This window comes from Sphingomonas sp. HF-S4, from assembly GCF_032911445.1.
GTDB lineage: Bacteria > Pseudomonadota > Alphaproteobacteria > Sphingomonadales > Sphingomonadaceae > Sphingomonas > Sphingomonas agrestis.
In genome coordinates this window covers 744,570-762,381 of record NZ_JAWJEJ010000001.1, presented here as the reverse complement: position 1 = coordinate 762,381, position 17,812 = coordinate 744,570, and the positions used below count along the sequence as shown (strand labels likewise).

The window sequence follows — 17,812 nt, the reverse complement described above, 5'->3', positions numbered from 1 at the left end:
GTCAGAACAGCTTGGCCTTGACGCCCATGAAGAACGCCCGCCCGGTCGCGCTGATCGGATAGCCGACGCCGCCGACATCCGGCTTGTAGTCGAACAGGTTGTTGACGCCGCCATAGAGGTTGAAGTTCTCGTCGACGTCGTAGCTGAAGTAGAGCTCGTGGTCCCACTTCTCCTTGTACCAGAAATAGCCCGGCTCGATGTAATCCGGGTTGGCTGCCTGCTGCTCGCGAGTGACCCGGCGAGTCTTGGTCTGCCAGTTGATACCGTAGTTGATCGACAGCGGCCCCTTGATCCAGGTCAGGTCGAACATCGCGCTATACTTGGGCGCTGGATAGACCGACGAATCGAGCTCGTTCTCGGGGTCCGCGCCTGCGGTCGGAACGAACTCGAGCTTGTCGAGGTAATTGCCCTGGAACGAGACTGCGAAGGTGCCGAGATTGTCGAACGGCTCGAACCGGTAGTTCAGCGTCACGTCCAGGCCTGCGGTCTGGAACGACGCCACGTTCTCCGGAATGATCGTGAAGAACGAGATGTAGCCGTTGGTCGCGCTGCGATTGATCACGTCGCAATAGATGTTGTCGAGGTTCGGCTGATCGACGCACAGGTCGACGACGTCCTGCGCGGTCGAATACTGGATCGCCTGCTTCAGGCGGATGTCGTACCAGTCGGCGGTGATGCTCAGACCGGGCACGAAGCTCGGACGGAGCACGACGCCCGCCGTCCAGGTCTTGGCAGTTTCCTCGCTGAGCGTGCGGTTGCCGCCCTGGAAGCCGAGCAGGCTGCTGTTCTGCGGCGAAGTGAAGTCGTTCGACGGATCGAACGTAGCGGGGTTGACGCCCAGCGCCGTCAGCGCGGCGGTGCAGTTGGCGGCGCGATACTGCGTGCCCTCCGCCACGCGGTCGACGCCGCAAGGATCGACGATGAACTGATAGGTGCCGCTGCCGCCGGCGAACAATTCGGTGATGTTCGGTGCGCGCACCGCCTCCGAATAGGTGCCGCGGAAGGTGATGTCGCGGATCGGCGAATAGCTGCCGTTGACGTTCCACGTCGTGGTGCGGCCCACGGTCGAATAGTCCGACAGGCGGATCGCGCCGCCGACCGACAGATTCTGGAAAAGCGTCACGTCCGCCAGGATCGGCAGATTGATCTCGGCGAAGGCTTCCTTGACGTCGAAGCTGCCGCGATCGATGCGCGCCGGCGCATCGTCCATCAACTGCCCTGCCAGGCTGTATTCCGACGGGATGTAGTTGCTGCTTTCCTTGCGATACTCGCCGCCGATCGCGAAGCCGACCGGGCCGCCGGGCAGGTTGAAGAACGAACCCGTATTGCCCGAGAGTACGCCGGTGACGACGTGCTGCTGGATGCGCGCCCAGGCGCTATGGTCGACGGTGACGAAGTCGAGCGCCGCCTGCGAGGGCGAACCCTGGCCGAGGACGTTGAGCGGCACGCACTGCCCCTTGGTAAAGGTCAGCGGCGCGCCGTTATAGACCGGCTGGCCACCGTAATTGTTGCCCTGAATGGCCGTCTGACCGGGCAGATTGATCCGGCAAGTGATGCCGCCCGCGCCGTCGGAAACTGCATCCAGTGCCGCATAGTAACGGTCGGTGATGCGATCGTTGCGGTTGGTGCTCTCCTGCGTCGACTGGCCGAAGACATAGGAGAAATCGTAGTTGAGGTTCGAGGCGATCTCGCCCTTCGCGCCCACCACCGTGCGGAACAGCTCGCGCTCCATCTCGTAACGGCGAATGCCGAAATCGAAATTGTCGCGGCTGACCAGCGCACCGTTCGCGCCATCGGAGCCGAAGCGCTGGGCGAGATATGCGTTGTCCGGCGCAAGCTCGGTATAGAAGTCGTAGGTCGGCTGCGCGAAGGTATACGCCTTCGAGCGGACATACTTGCCCTCGGCGTAGAGTTCGAACGCCGGACTGAACTCGTACCGAGCCATCACATTGCCGATGTGGCGCCGGGTGTACGGCGTGAAATCGCCATAATAGGTCTCGCGCGGCGTGCTCGAGCCACCGATCGTGAAGGCGGTGCCGGGTAGATAGGTGCCGGGATCGTAAATGCCGCCCTCGCCCGTGCGATCGGGTACGCCATCACCATCGAGGTCGATCGCGCCGCCCGGCGCGCTGTCGGCCCAGCGCAGGTCAGTGTAGAGTACGCGATCCGGTACGTTGGGATCGTCCGGGAAGTCGGCGCGATTGCGCGCAAACGAGTAAGACGGCCCGGTCCGGCCGTAGTTCAGGCGATCGCTCTGGCTGAACCGGTCGGTCTGGTTGTATTCATACGCGAAGGTGACATTGCCCTTGCCATCGGCGAAGTTCTTGCCCGCCGTCGCCGCGATGAAGCGCTCGCCCGCGTCGCCGCGCTGCGAGATGCTGTTCTGGCCGCGGATCCGGAATCCGTCGAAATCCTTCTTGAGGATGAAGTTGACCACGCCCGAGACGCCATCCGCGCCATACACCGCCGAGGCGCCGCCGGTGAGTTGCTCGACGCGCTCGACCAGATCGGTGGGGATGGTGTTGATGTCGACCGCAGCGACGCCGGGCGTGCCGGCGACATGGCGGCGGCCATCCACCAGGGTCAGCGTGCGCGAAGCACCGAGGTTACGCAAGTCAAGCAGGTTGACGCCGACGCTTTGTGCGTTGGCGAGGTTCGAGCCCGCGACGTCGATGTTGCTCTGCGAGCCGATCAGTGCCGGGCTGTTGATCAGGAAGTCGGTCAGGTTGGTCTTGCCCGACTGCTGGATCGTCTCGGCGGTGACGACCTGAACCGGGTTGGGCAGCGACAGCTCCGAGCGCGAGATGCGCGAGCCGGTGACGACGATGTCGCCTTCGGGCTCCGCGGTGGTTTCCTCCACTGTCGCAGCGTCCTGCGCAAACGCAGGCGCGCCCATCGTCAGCGCGAGCAACGACGACGCGATCGCGAGACGGGCGCGGGCCGGCCTGCGCGAGTGGATGACAGAATACGCCATGAGGATTCCCCTTTTAACTAAGCCGCCACGATTCTGAGCGTTACGTTTCTGTCATGTTTCCGATCCCGCTGCAGTGCAACATCGCATGACGGTTCTGCCGCAGGTGTAGCATAACAGCAACACATCCTCGACAACACAAACGAAAAGGGCCGCGCCTCCAGTGGAGACGCGGCCCAATTTCACGGTCGATGCCGAAAAGACTTAGTAGCGATAGTGATCCGGCTTGAACGGACCTTCGACCGGCACGCCGATATAGTCGGCCTGCTTCTGGCTGAGCTTCGACAGCTTGACGCCGAGCTTCTCGAGATGCAGCGCCGCGACCTTCTCGTCGAGGTGCTTCGGGAGCACATAGACTTCGTTCTTGTAGTTCTCACCCTTGGTCCACAGCTCGATCTGGGCGAGCGTCTGGTTGGTGAAGGACGACGACATCACGAACGACGGGTGGCCGGTCGCGCAGCCGAGGTTCACCAGGCGGCCCTTGGCGAGAATGATGATCTGCTTGCCGTCGGGGAACTTCACCAGGTCGGTGCCCGGCTTCACTTCGTCCCACTCATAGTTCGAGAGGGCAGCGATCTGGATCTCGCTGTCGAAGTGGCCGATGTTGCAGACGATCGACATCGGCTTCATCGCGCGCATGTGATCGGCGGTGATCACGTCGGCATTGCCGGTCGCGGTGCAGAAGATGTCGGCGCGCTGGACGGCCTCGTCCATCGTCACGACCTCGAAGCCCTCCATCGCCGCTTGCAGCGCGCAGATCGGGTCGATCTCGGTGACGAGCACGCGTGCGCCGCCGTTGCGGAGCGACTGGGCCGAGCCCTTGCCGACGTCACCGAAGCCGGCGACGCAGGCGACCTTGCCGGCGAGCATCACGTCGGTGGCGCGGCGGATCGCATCGACCAGCGATTCCTTGCAGCCATAAAGGTTATCGAACTTCGACTTGGTGACGCTGTCGTTGACGTTGATCGCCGGGAACGGCAGCTCGCCCTTCTTGGCGATCTCGTACAGGCGGTGGACGCCGGTGGTCGTCTCTTCCGACACGCCCTTCAGGTTCTTGACCGTCTGGGTGAGGTAGCCCGGATACTTGGCGATGAACGCCTTCAATGCGCGCTGGAACTCGACCTCTTCGTCGTTTTCGGGCTCGCCCAGCGTCGCACCGGCTTCGAGCTTGGCGCCCCACAAAGCGAACATCGTCGCGTCGCCGCCGTCGTCGAGGATGATGTTGGCGGTGGTGCCGTCGCCGTCGGCGCCCCAGTTGAAGATGTCGCCGACATAGTCCCAATAGTCGGCCAGGCTCTCGCCCTTCACGGCGAACACCGGGATGCCGGCAGCGGCGATCGCGGCAGCGGCATGGTCCTGGGTCGAGAAGATGTTGCAGGTCGCCCAGCGGACGTCGGCGCCAAGCGCGGTCAGCGTCTCGATCAGCACCGCGGTCTGGATCGTCATGTGGAGCGAGCCAGTGATCCGTGCGCCTTTAAGCGGCTGTGCTGCACCGAATTCCTCGCGCAGGCTCATCAGGCCGGGCATCTCGGTCTCGGCGATCTCGATTTCCTTGCGGCCGAAGGCGGCGAGTTCGATGTCCTTGATGACGTAGTCGTTCTTGTCGAGCACGGTAGCCACGGGCTGATCTCCAGCAGGGATAAAAGGGTAAGCGCCGGACTCGCCGGCCGCGATCCGGGCGCCCTAGCGATTCAGATGGGAAGGCGCAAGTCAGATATAAAGATATCTTTATATGATCTGATCAGACGCCCCAGAGGCGTGCCAGGCCGCTGATCGTGCGCGGATCGCGTACGCCGTCGCACAGACGATCGAGCACTTCGCGGAAGATCGCCTCGGAAGGCGCAACCGCTTCAAATAGCGTTATAGACGACCGGAACTTGAGATCGTCGGGCGAACCGAAGATTTCCGCCCGGCTCCGCCCGCTCGTCAGTGCCGCCGCGGCCGCCTCGCAGAGCCGCGGCCCCAGCACCGGATGCCGCAGATGCGCCTCGGCCTCCTCGCGCGAGTGGATCGCATAGGCTTGCGCGGTCGGGCTTGCGCCGAGCCCGGCGAGCTGTGGGAAAACGAACCACATCCAGTGCGTCCGCTTGTGTCCCGCCCGCAGTTCCGCGAGCGCCGCCGCATATACCGGCGCCTGCGCCGCCACGAAGCGCTCGAGGTCGAAGTTCGCACGCATCGTGCGGACGACGCCTAGAGATAGAAGTCGGTTCCGATCAGCGAGACATTGCCCTGCAGCGCGAAGCCGAAATCGGCGACGCCGTCGCCATTCAGGTCGCCGCTGACGAGCATCTGCCCCGCGGAATATTGCGCACGCAACTGGCCCGCCACGCCGCTGAACCCCGCCCCGCCGATGAAGCTGAACGCCTGGTTGCCGGTAGCGAGGAGGTTGGCGTCGATCGCGGACAGGTTGATCTTGTCGCCGTCGGAGCGCTTGAAATCGACGATGCGGTCGCGATCGTTCGTCAGCGAGTCGCTCGCCGCGGCGAAGCAGAACTGGTCCGCCCCGGTGCCGCCGAACAGGTCGTCGCCGCCCGCCCCGCCCCACAGCATGTCGTTGCCGATCCCGCCGTCGAGATAGTCATCGCCGCCGCCGCCGAAGAGTTGGTCGTTGCCGCCGAACCCATAGATGCCATCGGCCCATTGCGTCGCGTGCGACTGCCCGGCCACGCTGGTGGTTTCGTTGATCAGGTCCGCGCCGGCGGTGCCCTCGATCCGCTGCCCGGTGTCGATGACGTCGGTTACGCTGATCGTCAGCCGCTGCGTGTCGCTGCTCCCCGCAGTCGATTTCGCCGTTACGATCACGTCGTAGCGATTGTCGCGATTGGCATCGGTCGGCGCCTCGAAATCCGGCGCGGCGCGGAAGCGCAATTCGCCGGTCAGGGGATCGATCGTGAAGCGCGTGGCGTCGGTGCCGCCCAGGATTACGAAGTGGTCGAGTGTCTCCACGCCCCCGGCGGTGATCGTCGCTGCGACGCTACTGTTCTCGGCGACCGAGATTGTGGCCGTGCTCCCGCCGCCGTACGAAGTGATCGCGAACTCGTTGATGTCCTCGACCTGGACGCGAACCTGCTGGCTATCGGCATATTGGCTCGTAGATGCCACCACGACGACGTCGTAGATATTGTCGTGGTTCTGGTCGGTCGGATGCTCGTAGTCGGGCGCCGCCACGAAGCTCAGGCTGCCGCTTAGCGCGTCGATGACGAACCGCGACGCGTCAGCACCACCGCCGATCGAGAAGCGCGTATCGGCCGACGGGTCCTCGACCGCGATCGTGGTGACGAGGCTGCCATTCTCCGCGACGCTGACGATCCCGCTCGGATAGGTGTCGCCAAAGAGGATGCGCGGGATGCCGATATCGGCGACACTGATCCGCAGCGTCTGGAAATCATAAGCGAGCACTTCGCCCGCCGCGCTTCGATCGATCGCGGCAACCGTCACTTCATAGATGCCATCGCCGTTCGCATCACCCGGATGCTCATAATCGGGCGCCATGTAGAACCGTAGCTGGCCCTGATAGTCGATCCCGAACAGCGCGGCGTCGGCGCCGTCGAAGATATGGAATTGCGGCGCGCCGGCGCCGTTGGCAGCGGCGAGCGTCGTCACGACGGCGCTGTTCTCCGCAATCGTTACGCTGGCGGTGTCGCCGCCGCCGTTCGAGACGATGCCGAACTCGACCTCCTCGGTGACGTTGATCGTGATCCACTGCGCCTCGACATGCCAATCCGAGTGCGCGAGCACCTGGACGCTGTAGACATTGCTTCCGCCGTCCGCCGGATCGTGGAACTCGGGCGTGACCTTGAAGCGCAGTTCCCCGGTATCGGAATCGAGGGTGAACCACGACGAACTGACATAGTCTGCAAAGCGATAGGTAACGATGCCCTCTTCGCTGTTGGTGGCATGGACCGTCGTGATCAGCGTCGTCCCTTCGACGACATCGACCTCGGCGTCCTCGACTCCGCCATCAGACGTGAATTCTATCTGCCCATAGGGCGTGTTGGTGACCGTGATCGCCATCGCCTGGGTCGTCGTTCCGCTCTGGTCGGTCGCCGCGACGGTGACCTGGTACACGCCGTCGCCGTCTGCATCCCCCGGCGCCTCGAAATCGGCCGCGTGGTTGAAGCGCAGATATCCCCAGCCATCGACCGTGAAGAGCGCCGCATCGGCGCCGCCCGCAATAGCATAGCTGATTTGCTCGCCGTCGATATCGCGCGCCTCGAGCGACACCACGTCGACCTGGTTCTCCTCGACCAAAACCGCGGCAGGAGTGACGAAGGTCGGCGCGTCGAGGACGTTCATCATCCCGTACACCAGCTTCACCATGTCGCTGGACACGCCGTCGCTTGCAGTGACGTCGACATAATAGACCGTCGGCAGCCTGCTTCCACTCGGCGCCTCGGCATCAGGCGCGACCAGGAAGCGAAGCTCGCCGGTCACCTGGTCGATCGTAAACTTGTCGGCGTCATAGCCGCTCAGCGTGAAGTGGATGGGATCGCCTTCGGCACCCACCGCCTGGATCGTATCGACTAGCGTGGTGTTCTCGTAGAAGGAGTGTCCCATATAGCCGCCGGTATTGCCGACGATATGGACGCCTCCGTCAGCCCCCAAAGTCGCATCCTGTACCAGAAACTGCCAAGCCTGCCTGTCGAGCGTCGCCATCCGATCCCCCTCCGCATCCGTAGCGCTTGAGCGGATTTACTTCCGCCATCTTACATTTTTTATGCCGGAAAAGGTTAAGGCTGCTTTTCGCGGGTTTCACACCAAGTAAATTCAAGACACAGCTCCGCTCGCCGCGTCTTACAAAAGGAGACATATCTACTATGTTCCTGTTAGGTTCGCTTGTCTGCAACTCGTTTCCCGGACGCCAACACGAACGGCATGTAGGAAATTTGCTTGCGCGTATGCGCAACGGTATTTCCGATTCCACGGGAAAAGTGCGAAGTTAAACCCCGCAGATCCAACATCCGCGGCGCTCGCGCCTGCCAGCGCCTCAGGCCGTGCCGGTGCTGTTCGCCAGAAGCCGCGGATCGATCCCTGCGGCCTCGAAGCCCCTCGCCCAGCGTCGCTCGGCATCGATATCGTAGAGCAATCTGGTGTCGCCCGCAGTGCTGAACCAGCCGTGGCGAGTCATCTCCTCGTCGAGCTGGCCCTCGCCCCAGCCGGCATAGCCCAGCGCGACCAACCAACGGCTCGGGCCGCTGCCGTCGGCGATCGCCTTGAGCACGTCGATCGTCCCCGACAGCGACCAGCGCCCGCCGACGTCGATCGTGTCCTGTCCGCCCCAGTCGGTCGAATGGAGCACGAAGCCGCGCCGCGGCTCGACCGGGCCGCCGAAATGGACCGGCGCATCGGGCGCGTCGCCGGGATCGATCTCGAACTGGCGGAGCAATTCGTGCAGCCCCAGCCCCTCGATCGTGTCGCCGATCCCGATGCCCAGCGCGCCTTCGTCGTCATGCGCGCACATCGCGATCACCGCGCGCTCGAAGCGGGGATCGCCGATCCCGGGCATCGCAAGGAGGAACTGGCCGGTGAGATAGGGAGTCGAATCCATGCCCGATCAACTTATCGCTTCGGTTTCGGGTCCGTCACGCTTGAAAATGTCCACGGCCGCGCCAATTGGTGCGCTACCCTCAAAAGGAGAGTTTATGACCATCCAGGTTGGCGACCGCATTCCCAGCACCCCGCTCGTCAAGGTGGGCGCGGAAGGCCCCGAGCAGATCGGCTCCGACGAGTATTTCGCCGGCCGCAAGGTCGCCTTGTTCTCGGTGCCCGGCGCATTCACCCCGACCTGTTCGGCCAAGCATCTCCCCGGCTTCGTGGAGAAGGCCGACGAACTGAAGGCCAAGGGTATCGACGAGATCGCCTGCACTGCGGTGAACGACGCGTTCGTGATGGGCGCATGGGGCCAGGCCTCGGGCGTCGATGGTAAGGTGACGATGCTGGCCGACGGCAACGGCACCTTCGCCAAGGCGCTGGGCCTCGAGCTGGACGGCAGCGCCTTCGGTCTTGGCCAGCGCGGCCAGCGCTATTCGGTGGTGGTCAATGACGGCGTGGTCGAGCAGCTTCACGTCGAAGCGCCCGGCGCGTTCGAAGTCAGCTCGGCCGATTATCTGCTCGGCCGGCTGTAACGGACGGGGCCGTAACGGAACTGGCGCGCAGGTGCGGGAGTTGAGTCGAGTGATTTCTGCGAAGGGAAGAACCATGGCCAACACCAGCAACAGCAATTCGGGCAACGACAACACCGCATCGACTTCGGCTTCGACGACCGAGAAGTCGTTCATCGCCAGTGCGCAGGAAGCGATCGGCGACGCCGTCGACGCGACCGTGCAGGCAGTGAAGGAGCATCCGGTCGCCGCCGCCGCGGTCGCTGCGGGTGCCGCCGCTGCAGTGGGCGGCGCGGTCTATGCCGCCACCCAGCTGGGTGGCGAGAAGGACACGCCTTCCAAGAAGTAAGTCTCGCCGGGGTCCGTTCGCGGGCCCCGGCAGTCTTGCCAGAGTCATCTTCGCGCATTAGCGATCCAAGATGACTCAAGCATCCGACATCGTCGCCGAGCTGGACCGCCTCTATCGCGCCTCGGTCGATCGCCTTCAGACCGCCCTCAACCGTTACCTCACCGACGGCACGCCGCCGGCCACGAGCAGCCGAACCGACGGTTCGTTCGCCTATCCCGAGATCCGGCTCACCTATCGCGGCGGCAGCGATCGCCCCGCCCCGCCCCGCTCGTTCGGGCGGCTGATCGATCCGGGCGAGTATCGCATCAGCGTCACCAAGCCGGCGATGTTCTCCGACTATCTGATCGAGCAACTCACCCTGCTGATCGAGGATTACGACGTCGAGGTCGACGCCGCGACCGGGCGCCAGGAAATCCCCTTCGCCTATGTCCTCGATCCCGGCCATGCGCTGCGGCTCGACGAAGTCTCGGCGACAGAGCTGGCGCGCCACTTCCCCGCAACCGAGCTCGCCCATATCGGCGACGAGATCGCCGACGGGCTGTGGATGTCGCATGACGGCACCCGCCCGCTCGCATTGTTCGACGGGCTGCGCACCGATTTCAGCCTCGCGCGGCTCCGCCATTATACCGGCACGCCGACCGAACACGTCCAACAGTATATCCTGTTCACCAACTATCATCGGTATGTCGACGAGTTCGTCCGCTGGGCCTGCGCGCAGCTCGGGCCGGAAAGCCGCTTCACCGGCGTGTCGGGCGCGGGCGGGATCGTGATCGAGGATGCCGCCGACATGGACCGGCTGATCTCGGACAGCGCGTGGCGCCGCCACCAGATGCCCGCCTATCACCTGATGGCGCCAGGCAATACCGGCATCACCCTGGTCAATATCGGCGTCGGCCCGTCCAACGCCAAGACGATCACCGATCACCTCGCGGTGCTGCGCCCCGAGGCATGGCTGATGATCGGGCATTGCGGCGGCCTGCGCCCCAGCCAGCGGATCGGCGACTATGTCCTCGCCCACGCCTATCTGCGCGACGATCACATCATGGACGACGTGCTGCCCCCCGAGATCCCGATTCCGGCGATCGCCGAGGTCCAGCTTGCGCTCGCCCGCGCGGCGGAGACCGTTTCGGGCCAGTCGGGCGACGAGCTCAAGCAGCGGCTGCGCACCGGCACGATCGTAACCACCGACGATCGCAACTGGGAGCTGCGCTATTCGCGCACGGCCTTGCGCTTCTCGCTCAGCCGCGCCGTCGGGGTCGATATGGAGAGCGCCACGCTTGCCGCGCAGGGCTATCGCTTCCGCGTGCCCTATGGGACCTTGCTATGCGTTTCGGACAAGCCGCTCCACGGCGAGCTGAAGCTGCCCGGCCAGGCCAATCGCTTCTACGAGCGCGCGATCAACGAGCATCTCCGCATCGGCATCGAGACGGTGGAAGAACTCCGCCGCGAAGGCGCCAAGCTCCACTCGCGCAAACTGCGCGCGTTCAACGAGCCGCCGTTCCGCTGATCGGAGGCGCATGCGCGCGATTATCCTGCCGCCGCCCCGTTGCCCTACTCCGCGCGGCTTCCTAAGGATGGCGCACCTTCCAGAACGCGGGGCACCATGAAGCCGAAGACCATCCTCCTTGCCGGCGCACTGGCGGTGGGGCTCGCCACCGCCGCCCAGGCGCAGCGCGCACCCGCGCCGATCACCCCCGAGCAGGTCCGCGCGCATGTCGACGTGCTCGCCGGCCCGGCGCTGCGCGGCCGCGGCAGCGCGACGCCCGACGAGGCCGCGGCGGCCGCCTATGTCGCGGCGATGTTCCGCGGTCATGGCCTGGCGATCGCACCGGGCATGGCCGGCTATACCCAGCCGATCGACGTGATCAGCTTCAAGCTCGAAGGCGCCCCAGTCCTCACCGCGAACGGCGCGTCGGTCGATGCGCCGATGCTGTTCTCGTCGAATGGCGATCCGATCCGCGGCAAGCTCACTCTCTTCGCCGGCACCGATCCCAAGGCCGCGCCGGCCGCCGACGTGCTGCTCGTCACCAATCCCGCAGCCAACGGGCTCCAGGTCGCGGGCCAGGTCGACCAGTCGAAGGTTAAGCTCGTCATCATCCGCGCCACCGAAGAGGTGCGCGGCTATTACGATGTCATCGGCGCCCGCCCCCGCCTGCCACGCTATATCAAGGGCGAGACGGCTCGCCCCCGGCGCAACATCCTGGCGCTGAACGACGCCGCCTTCGACAAGCTCGCCGCGCAGGATGGCGCGCAGATCGCGCTCGAACTGCCGGGGCTGGTCCAGCAGCAGCAGGTCACCACCAACGCGATCGGCTACCTCCCCGGCACCGATCCGGCCGCGGGCGTGCTGCTGGTCACGGCGCATCTCGACCATCTCGGCGTCCGCCCCGACGGGCAGGTGATGTACGGCGCCAATGACGACGCCTCGGGCACCGCCGCGGTGATCGAGCTGGCGCGGGTGCTGGCCGGCAAGAAGCACCGCCGCGGCATCCTGTTCGCCGCTTATGGCAGCGAGGAGGCGGGCGGCTTCGGCGCGCACTGGTTCGCCGATCATCCGCCGGTGCCGCTCGCCGACATCGTCGCCAATCTCGAGATCGAGATGATCGGCCAGCAGGATCCCAAGCTCCCCGCGGGGACGATGATGATGACCGGGTTCGAGCGCTCGACCTTCGGCGACACCTTGAAGGCGCATGGCGGGCTGGTCACCACCGATCCCTATCCCGAGCAGAACTTCTTCCAGCGCTCGGACAATTACGCCTTGGCGCTGCGCGGGGTGGTGGCGCACACCGTCTCGGGCTGGGCGACCGTGCCGACCTACCACACGCCCGAGGACACGATCGACAAGCTCGACTTGCCGTTCATGGCGCGGGCGATCCAGTCGCTGGTCAAGCCGCTCGCCAGCCTGGCGAACAGCAAGGCCAAGCCCGAGTGGAAGCCCGGCGGCCGCCCCAGCGAATGACCGCGGGCGACCTCGAGGACGTTCTAGTGAACGCGCTGGTCCGAAAGGCCGGCGGCACCAAGCGCGACTGGCGCGCCGCGCTCGGGCGGGTGCGCGTCTACAGCGCCGAGACGCACCCGCACTGCAACTGGGCGGTCGCTCCCTCAGGTAGCCCCGGCGAGAACGCGATCATCGAGCGCCTGCTCGACGACGTCCGCGGCAAGCACCCGCTGGTGGAAGGCTAAGATGGTTCCCCTCCCTGCAAGGGAGGGATGATCGGGTCGGCCATGCCCCTGGCATGGCCTGAACAGCGCGGGGCGCTGTTCACCCGATCATGGGTGGGTAGCGAGCGCAGCGAGCTCCTTCGCTCGCCGCCGAGCCGCTGTCTTCGCAGCGGCACCCACCCCCAGCCCCTCCCTTTCAGGGAGGGGAGTTGCAGGGTTCACCCCGCCCGCAAGGTCCGCGCCGCCGCGACCATCCCCTCGATCGCTGGCTTCACTTCCGCCCAGTTCCGCGTCTTGAGCCCGCAATCCGGGTTCACCCAAAGCTGCTCAGGCCGTAGATGCGCCTGCGCCAGCCGCATCAGGCTGACCATCTCGGCCTCGCCGGGTACCCGCGGCGCATGGATATCGTACACCCCCGGCCCGATCGCGCCGGGATAGCGATACGCCGCAAACCCCTCGAGCAATTCCATCTGCGACCGCGCGGTTTCGATCGAGATCACATCGGCTTCCATCGCCCCGATCGCCGGCAGGATGTCGTTGAACTCGGAGTAGCACATATGGGTGTGGATCTGGGTGGCATCCCCCACCCCCGCGGCGGACAGCCGGAACGCGGCGACCGCCCAGTCGAGATACCCGGCCCAATCCTTGCGCCGCAGCGTCAACCCTTCCCGCAGCGCCGCCTCGTCGATCTGGATCGCCTTGCACCCGGCGGCTTCCAGGTCGGTCACTTCGTCGCGGATCGCCAGGGCGATCTGCCTGCACGACTCCGCCCGAGGCTGGTCGTCGCGGACGAACGACCAGTTGAGGATCGTCACCGGCCCGGTGAGCATCCCCTTGACCGGCTTTTCCGTGAGGCTCTGCGCATAGCGCCACCACGCGACCGTCATCGGCTTGGGCCGCGAAACGTCGCCGAACAGGATCGGCGGTCGCACGCAGCGCGAGCCATAGGACTGGACCCAGCCATTGATGGTGAAGGCAAACCCCGAAAGCTGCTCGCCGAAATACTGGACCATGTCGTTCCGCTCGAACTCGCCATGGACGAGCATGTCGAGCCCGATTTCCTCCTGCCAGGCGATCGTCCGCTCGGTCTCCTCCCGCAGGAAGGCCTCGTACGCTGCCGCGTCGAGCTCGCCCCGGTTGAACCGCGCCCGGGCATTGCGCACCTCACCGGTCTGCGGAAACGACCCGATTGTCGTCGTCGGAAACGCCGGCAGGCCAAGCACCGCCGCCTGCGCCGCAGTCCGCACGCCAATCTCCGACTGCCGCGCCTCCATCGCCGCCGTCACCCCGGCCACCCGCTCGCGGACCTGCGGGTTGTGCACTTGCGGCGACGCCTTGCGGCTCGCCGCGGCCTGCGAGGCTTCGGCCAGTTCGCCGGCAACGCTGCCGCGCCCGTTGTTGAGCGCCCGCTTGAGCAACGCCAGCTCCTCGATCTTCTGCACCGCAAAGGCGAGCCACTGCGTCACCTCCGGATCGAGCTTCTTCTCCAGCGCCAGATCGACCGGCACGTGGAGCAGCGAGCAGGACGGCGCGAGCACCAGGTCCCGCGTCGCCGCGATCGGCTCGATCCGCGCGAGCAGCGCGTCGAGGTCGGCGAGCCACACGTTGCGCCCGTCGATCACCCCGAGCGACAGCAGCAGCGACTTCGGCGCGGCCTTGAGCACCGCGTCGAGCTGCTCGGGCGCGCGCACCAGGTCGACATGCAGCCCCGCCACCGGCAGCGCCGCCGCAAAGGAGAGATTTTCGCCGAGCCCGCCGAAATAGGTGGTCAGCATCAGCTTGGGACCCGAGCGCGACAGCCTGGCATAGGCGCGGGTCAGCGCGCGACGCTGTTTGTCATCGAGATCGAGCACCAGCACCGGCTCGTCGATCTGCACCCATTCGGCACCGACCTGCGCCAGATGTCCGAGGATTACCGAATAGAGCCCCAGGACTTCATCGAGATAGTCGAAGGGATCGACGCCCCGGCCCTTGGCGAGGCTCAGCCAGGTCACCGGTCCGAGCAGCACTGGGCGCGTTTCATAGCGCTGCGCCTTGGCCTCGCGATATTCGTCGACGATCTTGAGCCGGTTGAGCGCCAGCTTCTGCCCGGCGACCAACTCAGGGACGAGATAATGATAATTGGTGTCGAACCACTTGGTCATCTCGCACGCGGTGACGCTGCCATGGCTGCACGCGCCGTGATCGTCCCCGGTTGTGCCGCGCGCCATGGCGAAATAGGTCGCCAGCCCCGCCTCGCCATCGGCGCTGCGATAGCGCTCGGGGATCGCCCCCAGCATCACGCTGGTGTCGAGCACGTGATCGTAGAGCGAGAAGTCGTTTGAGGGCAGCCAGTCGGCGCCCAGCGCCTTCTGCCGCGCCCAGGCGGCGGTGCGCAGCCCCGATGCGGCGTCGAGCAGCTCGGCCTCGCCGATCTTGCCCGCCCAATGCGCCTCTAGCGCGTGCTTGAGCTCACGGCGCGGGCCGATGCGGGGAAACCCCAAGGTAGCAACGGTAATGGTCATGTTCTTCAACCCCGAAGAATGGGGCGAGAGACGCGAACTAGACGCGCACATGCGCGACCAACGACCCGGCCGGCACGCAAGCGGCCAATCCGGGCACCCCGCCGGTGGACGTTATCGCGTCGAAGGCAGGTCTCCTGGCTCGCGGGTCACAGCCGATGGTCCGTCTTCCCAGGGCACGCCCCAGTGACATTTTGGACCGCAGCTCGCCGCTTACAGTTGCGGGGGCAGCGCCGGCATCGCACCGGCTTCCCGTCTTAGCTCCGACGCAGGGCGAACCCCGGACGAAGAACCTTGACCCGCGCTCAATTGCACCACGGGCAAGTCGCGTCAAGCGTCATATAAAGAATTCTTTATATGACGCTCAATACTGCGCTTGGTCGAGCATCGCGTGCGCCAGCGGGGTGTCGCCCAGCGCATCGACGATCTCGCGGAAGGTCTCGCGATCCTCGTCCTGGCCGAGCTTGAACCGCGCGCTTTGACGGATGACCTGCGCGCGGAACGCGACGACATGCGGCGTGAGGCGGGAATAGCGCTCGCCCATCTGCTCCGGCGTCCAGGGCTGGGGGAAATCCTGCTCGAGCGCATCGACCAGCAAGCGGATCGCGGCATCGCCCTGATCGGGTTCGAGCGCGATCTCGACTTCGAACTGGGCGAGTTGATAGTTCCAGCTCGGCGCCCAGCCCGGCTTCGAAACCGCCGCCGGCCCGATATAGCCGTGCGGCCCGAGGAAGCTGATCAGCGCCTGCGGGTTCGCCTCGACTCGCGCGACGTGCGGGTTGGCCTTGGCGAAATGGCCGATGATCGTATGCACCGCGCCGTCCTCGCCGGTTTCGGCGAGAAGCGGCAGCGGCGTCGAGATATAGCCCTGCGCGTCGTGCGTGACGACGAGACCAAGCATCTCGCTTCGCACGAACCTGGCGACGTCGCCGGGGCGGCGGGGGGCATAGCGGCTCATCGGTTCACTTCGATCGACCGGATCCGGCTCAGCGCGCCACGCTGTCGAGCTTGCCGAACACCGCACGGCCCTGGAATAGCGTCAGCAGCACCTTGGTCTGGTGGATCTGCTGCACCGGGATGCGGAACAGGTCCTTGTCGAGTACGATGATGTCGGCGCTCTTCCCAGCCACGATCGAACCGGTCAGCTTTTCGAGATGGTTCACATAGGCGACGTTAAGCGTGTAGGAGCGCAGCGCCTGTTCGAGGGTCACCGCCTCGGTCGCGATCAAGGGCGCAGACGTGCCGCCCGGTGCGACGCGAGTGAGCGCCACTTCGATTCCTTCGAGCGGATTGGCCGAAGCGACCGACCAGTCGGCGCCATAGGCGACCAGCCCGCCGCCCTTGCGGATGCTGTTGGCGGGATAGATGTACCCTGAGCGCTTGGGCCCGATCCGCTCGATCGTGAGCCGCATATAGGCTTCGTCGCAGGCCCAGAGCGGCTGGAAGATCGCCGCGACGCCAAGCTTGCCGAAGCGCACCTGGTCGGCGGGATCGATCACGTTCATGTGCGACATCATCGGCCGCGTGTCGTGCGCGGCGTTCTGGCCGCGAACCTTCTCGACCGCGTCGAGCGCCTGGCGCACGCCGGCATCGCCGATCGCGTGGAAATGCGACTGCATGCCCTTCGCGTCGAGCGCCGCCACCGCTTGCGCCAGCGTATCGGGCGCGATCTGGGTGGCGCCCTTGACGTCGGTGCCCTCATAGGGTTCGAGCATCGCCGCGGTCTGCTGCGGGATCACGCCGTCGATGAAGAACTTCACGCCATTGGCAGTTAGCCCGATCTCCTTTGCTTTCGCCGAAAGCTTGAGGATGTCGCCGAGCTGGTCCATTCCACGGTCGTTGTTCCAGTGCCAGTCCATCGCGGTGTGGACCGTGAGCGTGCCGCGGGCTTTGGCGGCCTGATACGCGTCGAGCGCCTTGCTGCCGTTCTTGTCCCACTCGACCGAGGCGTCGTGCCACGAGGTGATGCCCAGGCTGTTGAAGAAGCGCGCGGTATACGTGATCGCGCCTTCGAGATCGGCGGGCGTCGGCGCCGGGATCAGCGGCTCGACCAACGCCATCGCCGATTCCTCGAGCGCGCCGATCGGCTCGCCCTTCTCGTCGCGGTCGATCGTGCCGTTCTTGGGGTCCGGCGTGTCGCGGGTGATCTTGGCGAGCTCGAGCGCCTTCGAGTTCACCCACAGCGTGTGGCCATCGGATTCGAAGATCAGCGGCCGATCCTTCGACACCGCATCGAGGAACGACTTGTTGGGAATGCCCTTGGGCGGGAACAGCGTCTGGTTCCAGCCCGATCCGAAGATCGTTCCGGTGCCCGGGGTCTTGTCGACGCACGCCTTGATCAGGCGCTGATAGTCCTCGATCGTATTGCCCGAATGGAGCGAGCAGCGCGCATGGCTCATGCCGCCGAAGATCGGGTGCGCATGCGCGTCGCCGAACGCGGGCATGACGAACTTGCCGCCCATATCGACCACCTTGGTCGCCGCGCCCTTGCGCGCCGCGATCTGCTTCGCCGATCCGACCGCGAGGATCTTGCCATCCTTGATCGCCACCGCCTCGGCCCAGGGCTGGCCCTCTTCGACGGTATAGACGCGCGCATTGGTGAGGATCAGGTCGGCGGTCGGGCCCTTGGGCGCCGGGCCGGCGCCGATCGCGAGCAGCGCGGCGCCCCCGAGCAGCAGGCGGAGGACAGGCGAGGTGGCGGTGCGGTGCATGCGATGATCCCGATATT

13 protein-coding genes and 1 riboswitch are annotated in these 17,812 nt (G+C 65.5%); of the genes, 5 read left to right on the top strand and 8 right to left on the bottom strand.

Features of this window, described 5'->3' with window-relative positions:
- Position 1: 1 nt before the first annotated feature.
- From RZN05_RS03295 to RZN05_RS03275, 5 genes are all read right to left on the bottom strand, one after another.
- Positions 2-2,974 (bottom strand): TonB-dependent receptor plug domain-containing protein, encoded by a 2,973-nt coding sequence (locus tag RZN05_RS03295; protein ID WP_317225197.1) that lies wholly within the window; start codon positions 2,972-2,974, stop codon positions 2-4.
- Between the two features lie 201 nt (positions 2,975-3,175).
- A complete protein-coding gene (ahcY, locus tag RZN05_RS03290) occupies positions 3,176-4,591 on the bottom strand; it encodes an adenosylhomocysteinase (RefSeq protein WP_317225196.1) in 1,416 nt (471 codons plus the stop codon).
- A gap of 121 nt (positions 4,592-4,712) precedes the next feature.
- Positions 4,713-5,147 carry a DUF1810 domain-containing protein gene (locus tag RZN05_RS03285; RefSeq protein ID WP_317225195.1) on the bottom strand — a complete coding sequence of 145 codons (435 nt, stop codon included), beginning with the start codon at positions 5,145-5,147 and terminating at the stop codon, positions 4,713-4,715.
- Between the two features lie 14 nt (positions 5,148-5,161).
- Positions 5,162-7,627, bottom strand: coding sequence for a M10 family metallopeptidase C-terminal domain-containing protein (locus RZN05_RS03280; protein WP_317225194.1), 2,466 nt, complete (start codon positions 7,625-7,627; stop codon positions 5,162-5,164).
- Positions 7,628-7,958: 331 nt separating this feature from the next.
- Positions 7,959-8,519, bottom strand: coding sequence for a YqgE/AlgH family protein (locus RZN05_RS03275; RefSeq protein ID WP_317225193.1), 561 nt, complete (start codon positions 8,517-8,519; stop codon positions 7,959-7,961).
- A 94-nt stretch (positions 8,520-8,613) separates the two neighbouring features.
- Between RZN05_RS03275 and RZN05_RS03270 the strand changes: the two genes are divergently transcribed.
- The 5 genes from RZN05_RS03270 (at position 8,614) to RZN05_RS03250 (ending at position 12,604) form a co-directional block, all read left to right on the top strand.
- Complete coding sequence (locus RZN05_RS03270) at positions 8,614-9,096, top strand: peroxiredoxin (RefSeq protein ID WP_317225192.1); 483 nt, start codon at positions 8,614-8,616, stop codon at positions 9,094-9,096.
- Positions 9,097-9,169: 73 nt separating this feature from the next.
- Positions 9,170-9,421, top strand: coding sequence for a hypothetical protein (locus RZN05_RS03265; RefSeq protein WP_317225191.1), 252 nt, complete (start codon positions 9,170-9,172; stop codon positions 9,419-9,421).
- A gap of 70 nt (positions 9,422-9,491) precedes the next feature.
- Positions 9,492-10,928 carry an AMP nucleosidase gene (locus RZN05_RS03260; protein WP_317225190.1) on the top strand — a complete coding sequence of 479 codons (1,437 nt, stop codon included), beginning with the start codon at positions 9,492-9,494 and terminating at the stop codon, positions 10,926-10,928.
- A gap of 96 nt (positions 10,929-11,024) precedes the next feature.
- Positions 11,025-12,380, top strand: coding sequence for a M28 family metallopeptidase (locus RZN05_RS03255; RefSeq protein WP_317225189.1), 1,356 nt, complete (start codon positions 11,025-11,027; stop codon positions 12,378-12,380).
- Complete coding sequence (locus RZN05_RS03250; protein WP_317225188.1) at positions 12,377-12,604, top strand: hypothetical protein; 228 nt, start codon at positions 12,377-12,379, stop codon at positions 12,602-12,604. The genes RZN05_RS03255 and RZN05_RS03250 overlap by 4 nt, the downstream gene beginning before the upstream one ends.
- Before the next feature lie 197 nt (positions 12,605-12,801).
- On the opposite strand, the gene metE is transcribed toward RZN05_RS03250, so the two are convergent.
- The 3 genes from metE to RZN05_RS03235 all read right to left on the bottom strand — a co-directional run bounded on the left by metE (position 12,802) and on the right by RZN05_RS03235 (position 17,795).
- Positions 12,802-15,087 carry a 5-methyltetrahydropteroyltriglutamate--homocysteine S-methyltransferase gene (gene metE, locus RZN05_RS03245; RefSeq protein WP_317225187.1) on the bottom strand — a complete coding sequence of 762 codons (2,286 nt, stop codon included), beginning with the start codon at positions 15,085-15,087 and terminating at the stop codon, positions 12,802-12,804.
- Between the two features lie 108 nt (positions 15,088-15,195).
- Positions 15,196-15,396: riboswitch (cobalamin riboswitch) on the bottom strand.
- A 52-nt stretch (positions 15,397-15,448) separates the two neighbouring features.
- Complete coding sequence (locus RZN05_RS03240; protein WP_317225186.1) at positions 15,449-16,042, bottom strand: FMN-binding negative transcriptional regulator; 594 nt, start codon at positions 16,040-16,042, stop codon at positions 15,449-15,451.
- A gap of 28 nt (positions 16,043-16,070) precedes the next feature.
- Positions 16,071-17,795, bottom strand: a complete 1,725-nt coding sequence (locus RZN05_RS03235) for an amidohydrolase (protein WP_317225185.1) — start codon at positions 17,793-17,795, stop codon at positions 16,071-16,073.
- Positions 17,796-17,812: the final 17 nt, after the last annotated feature.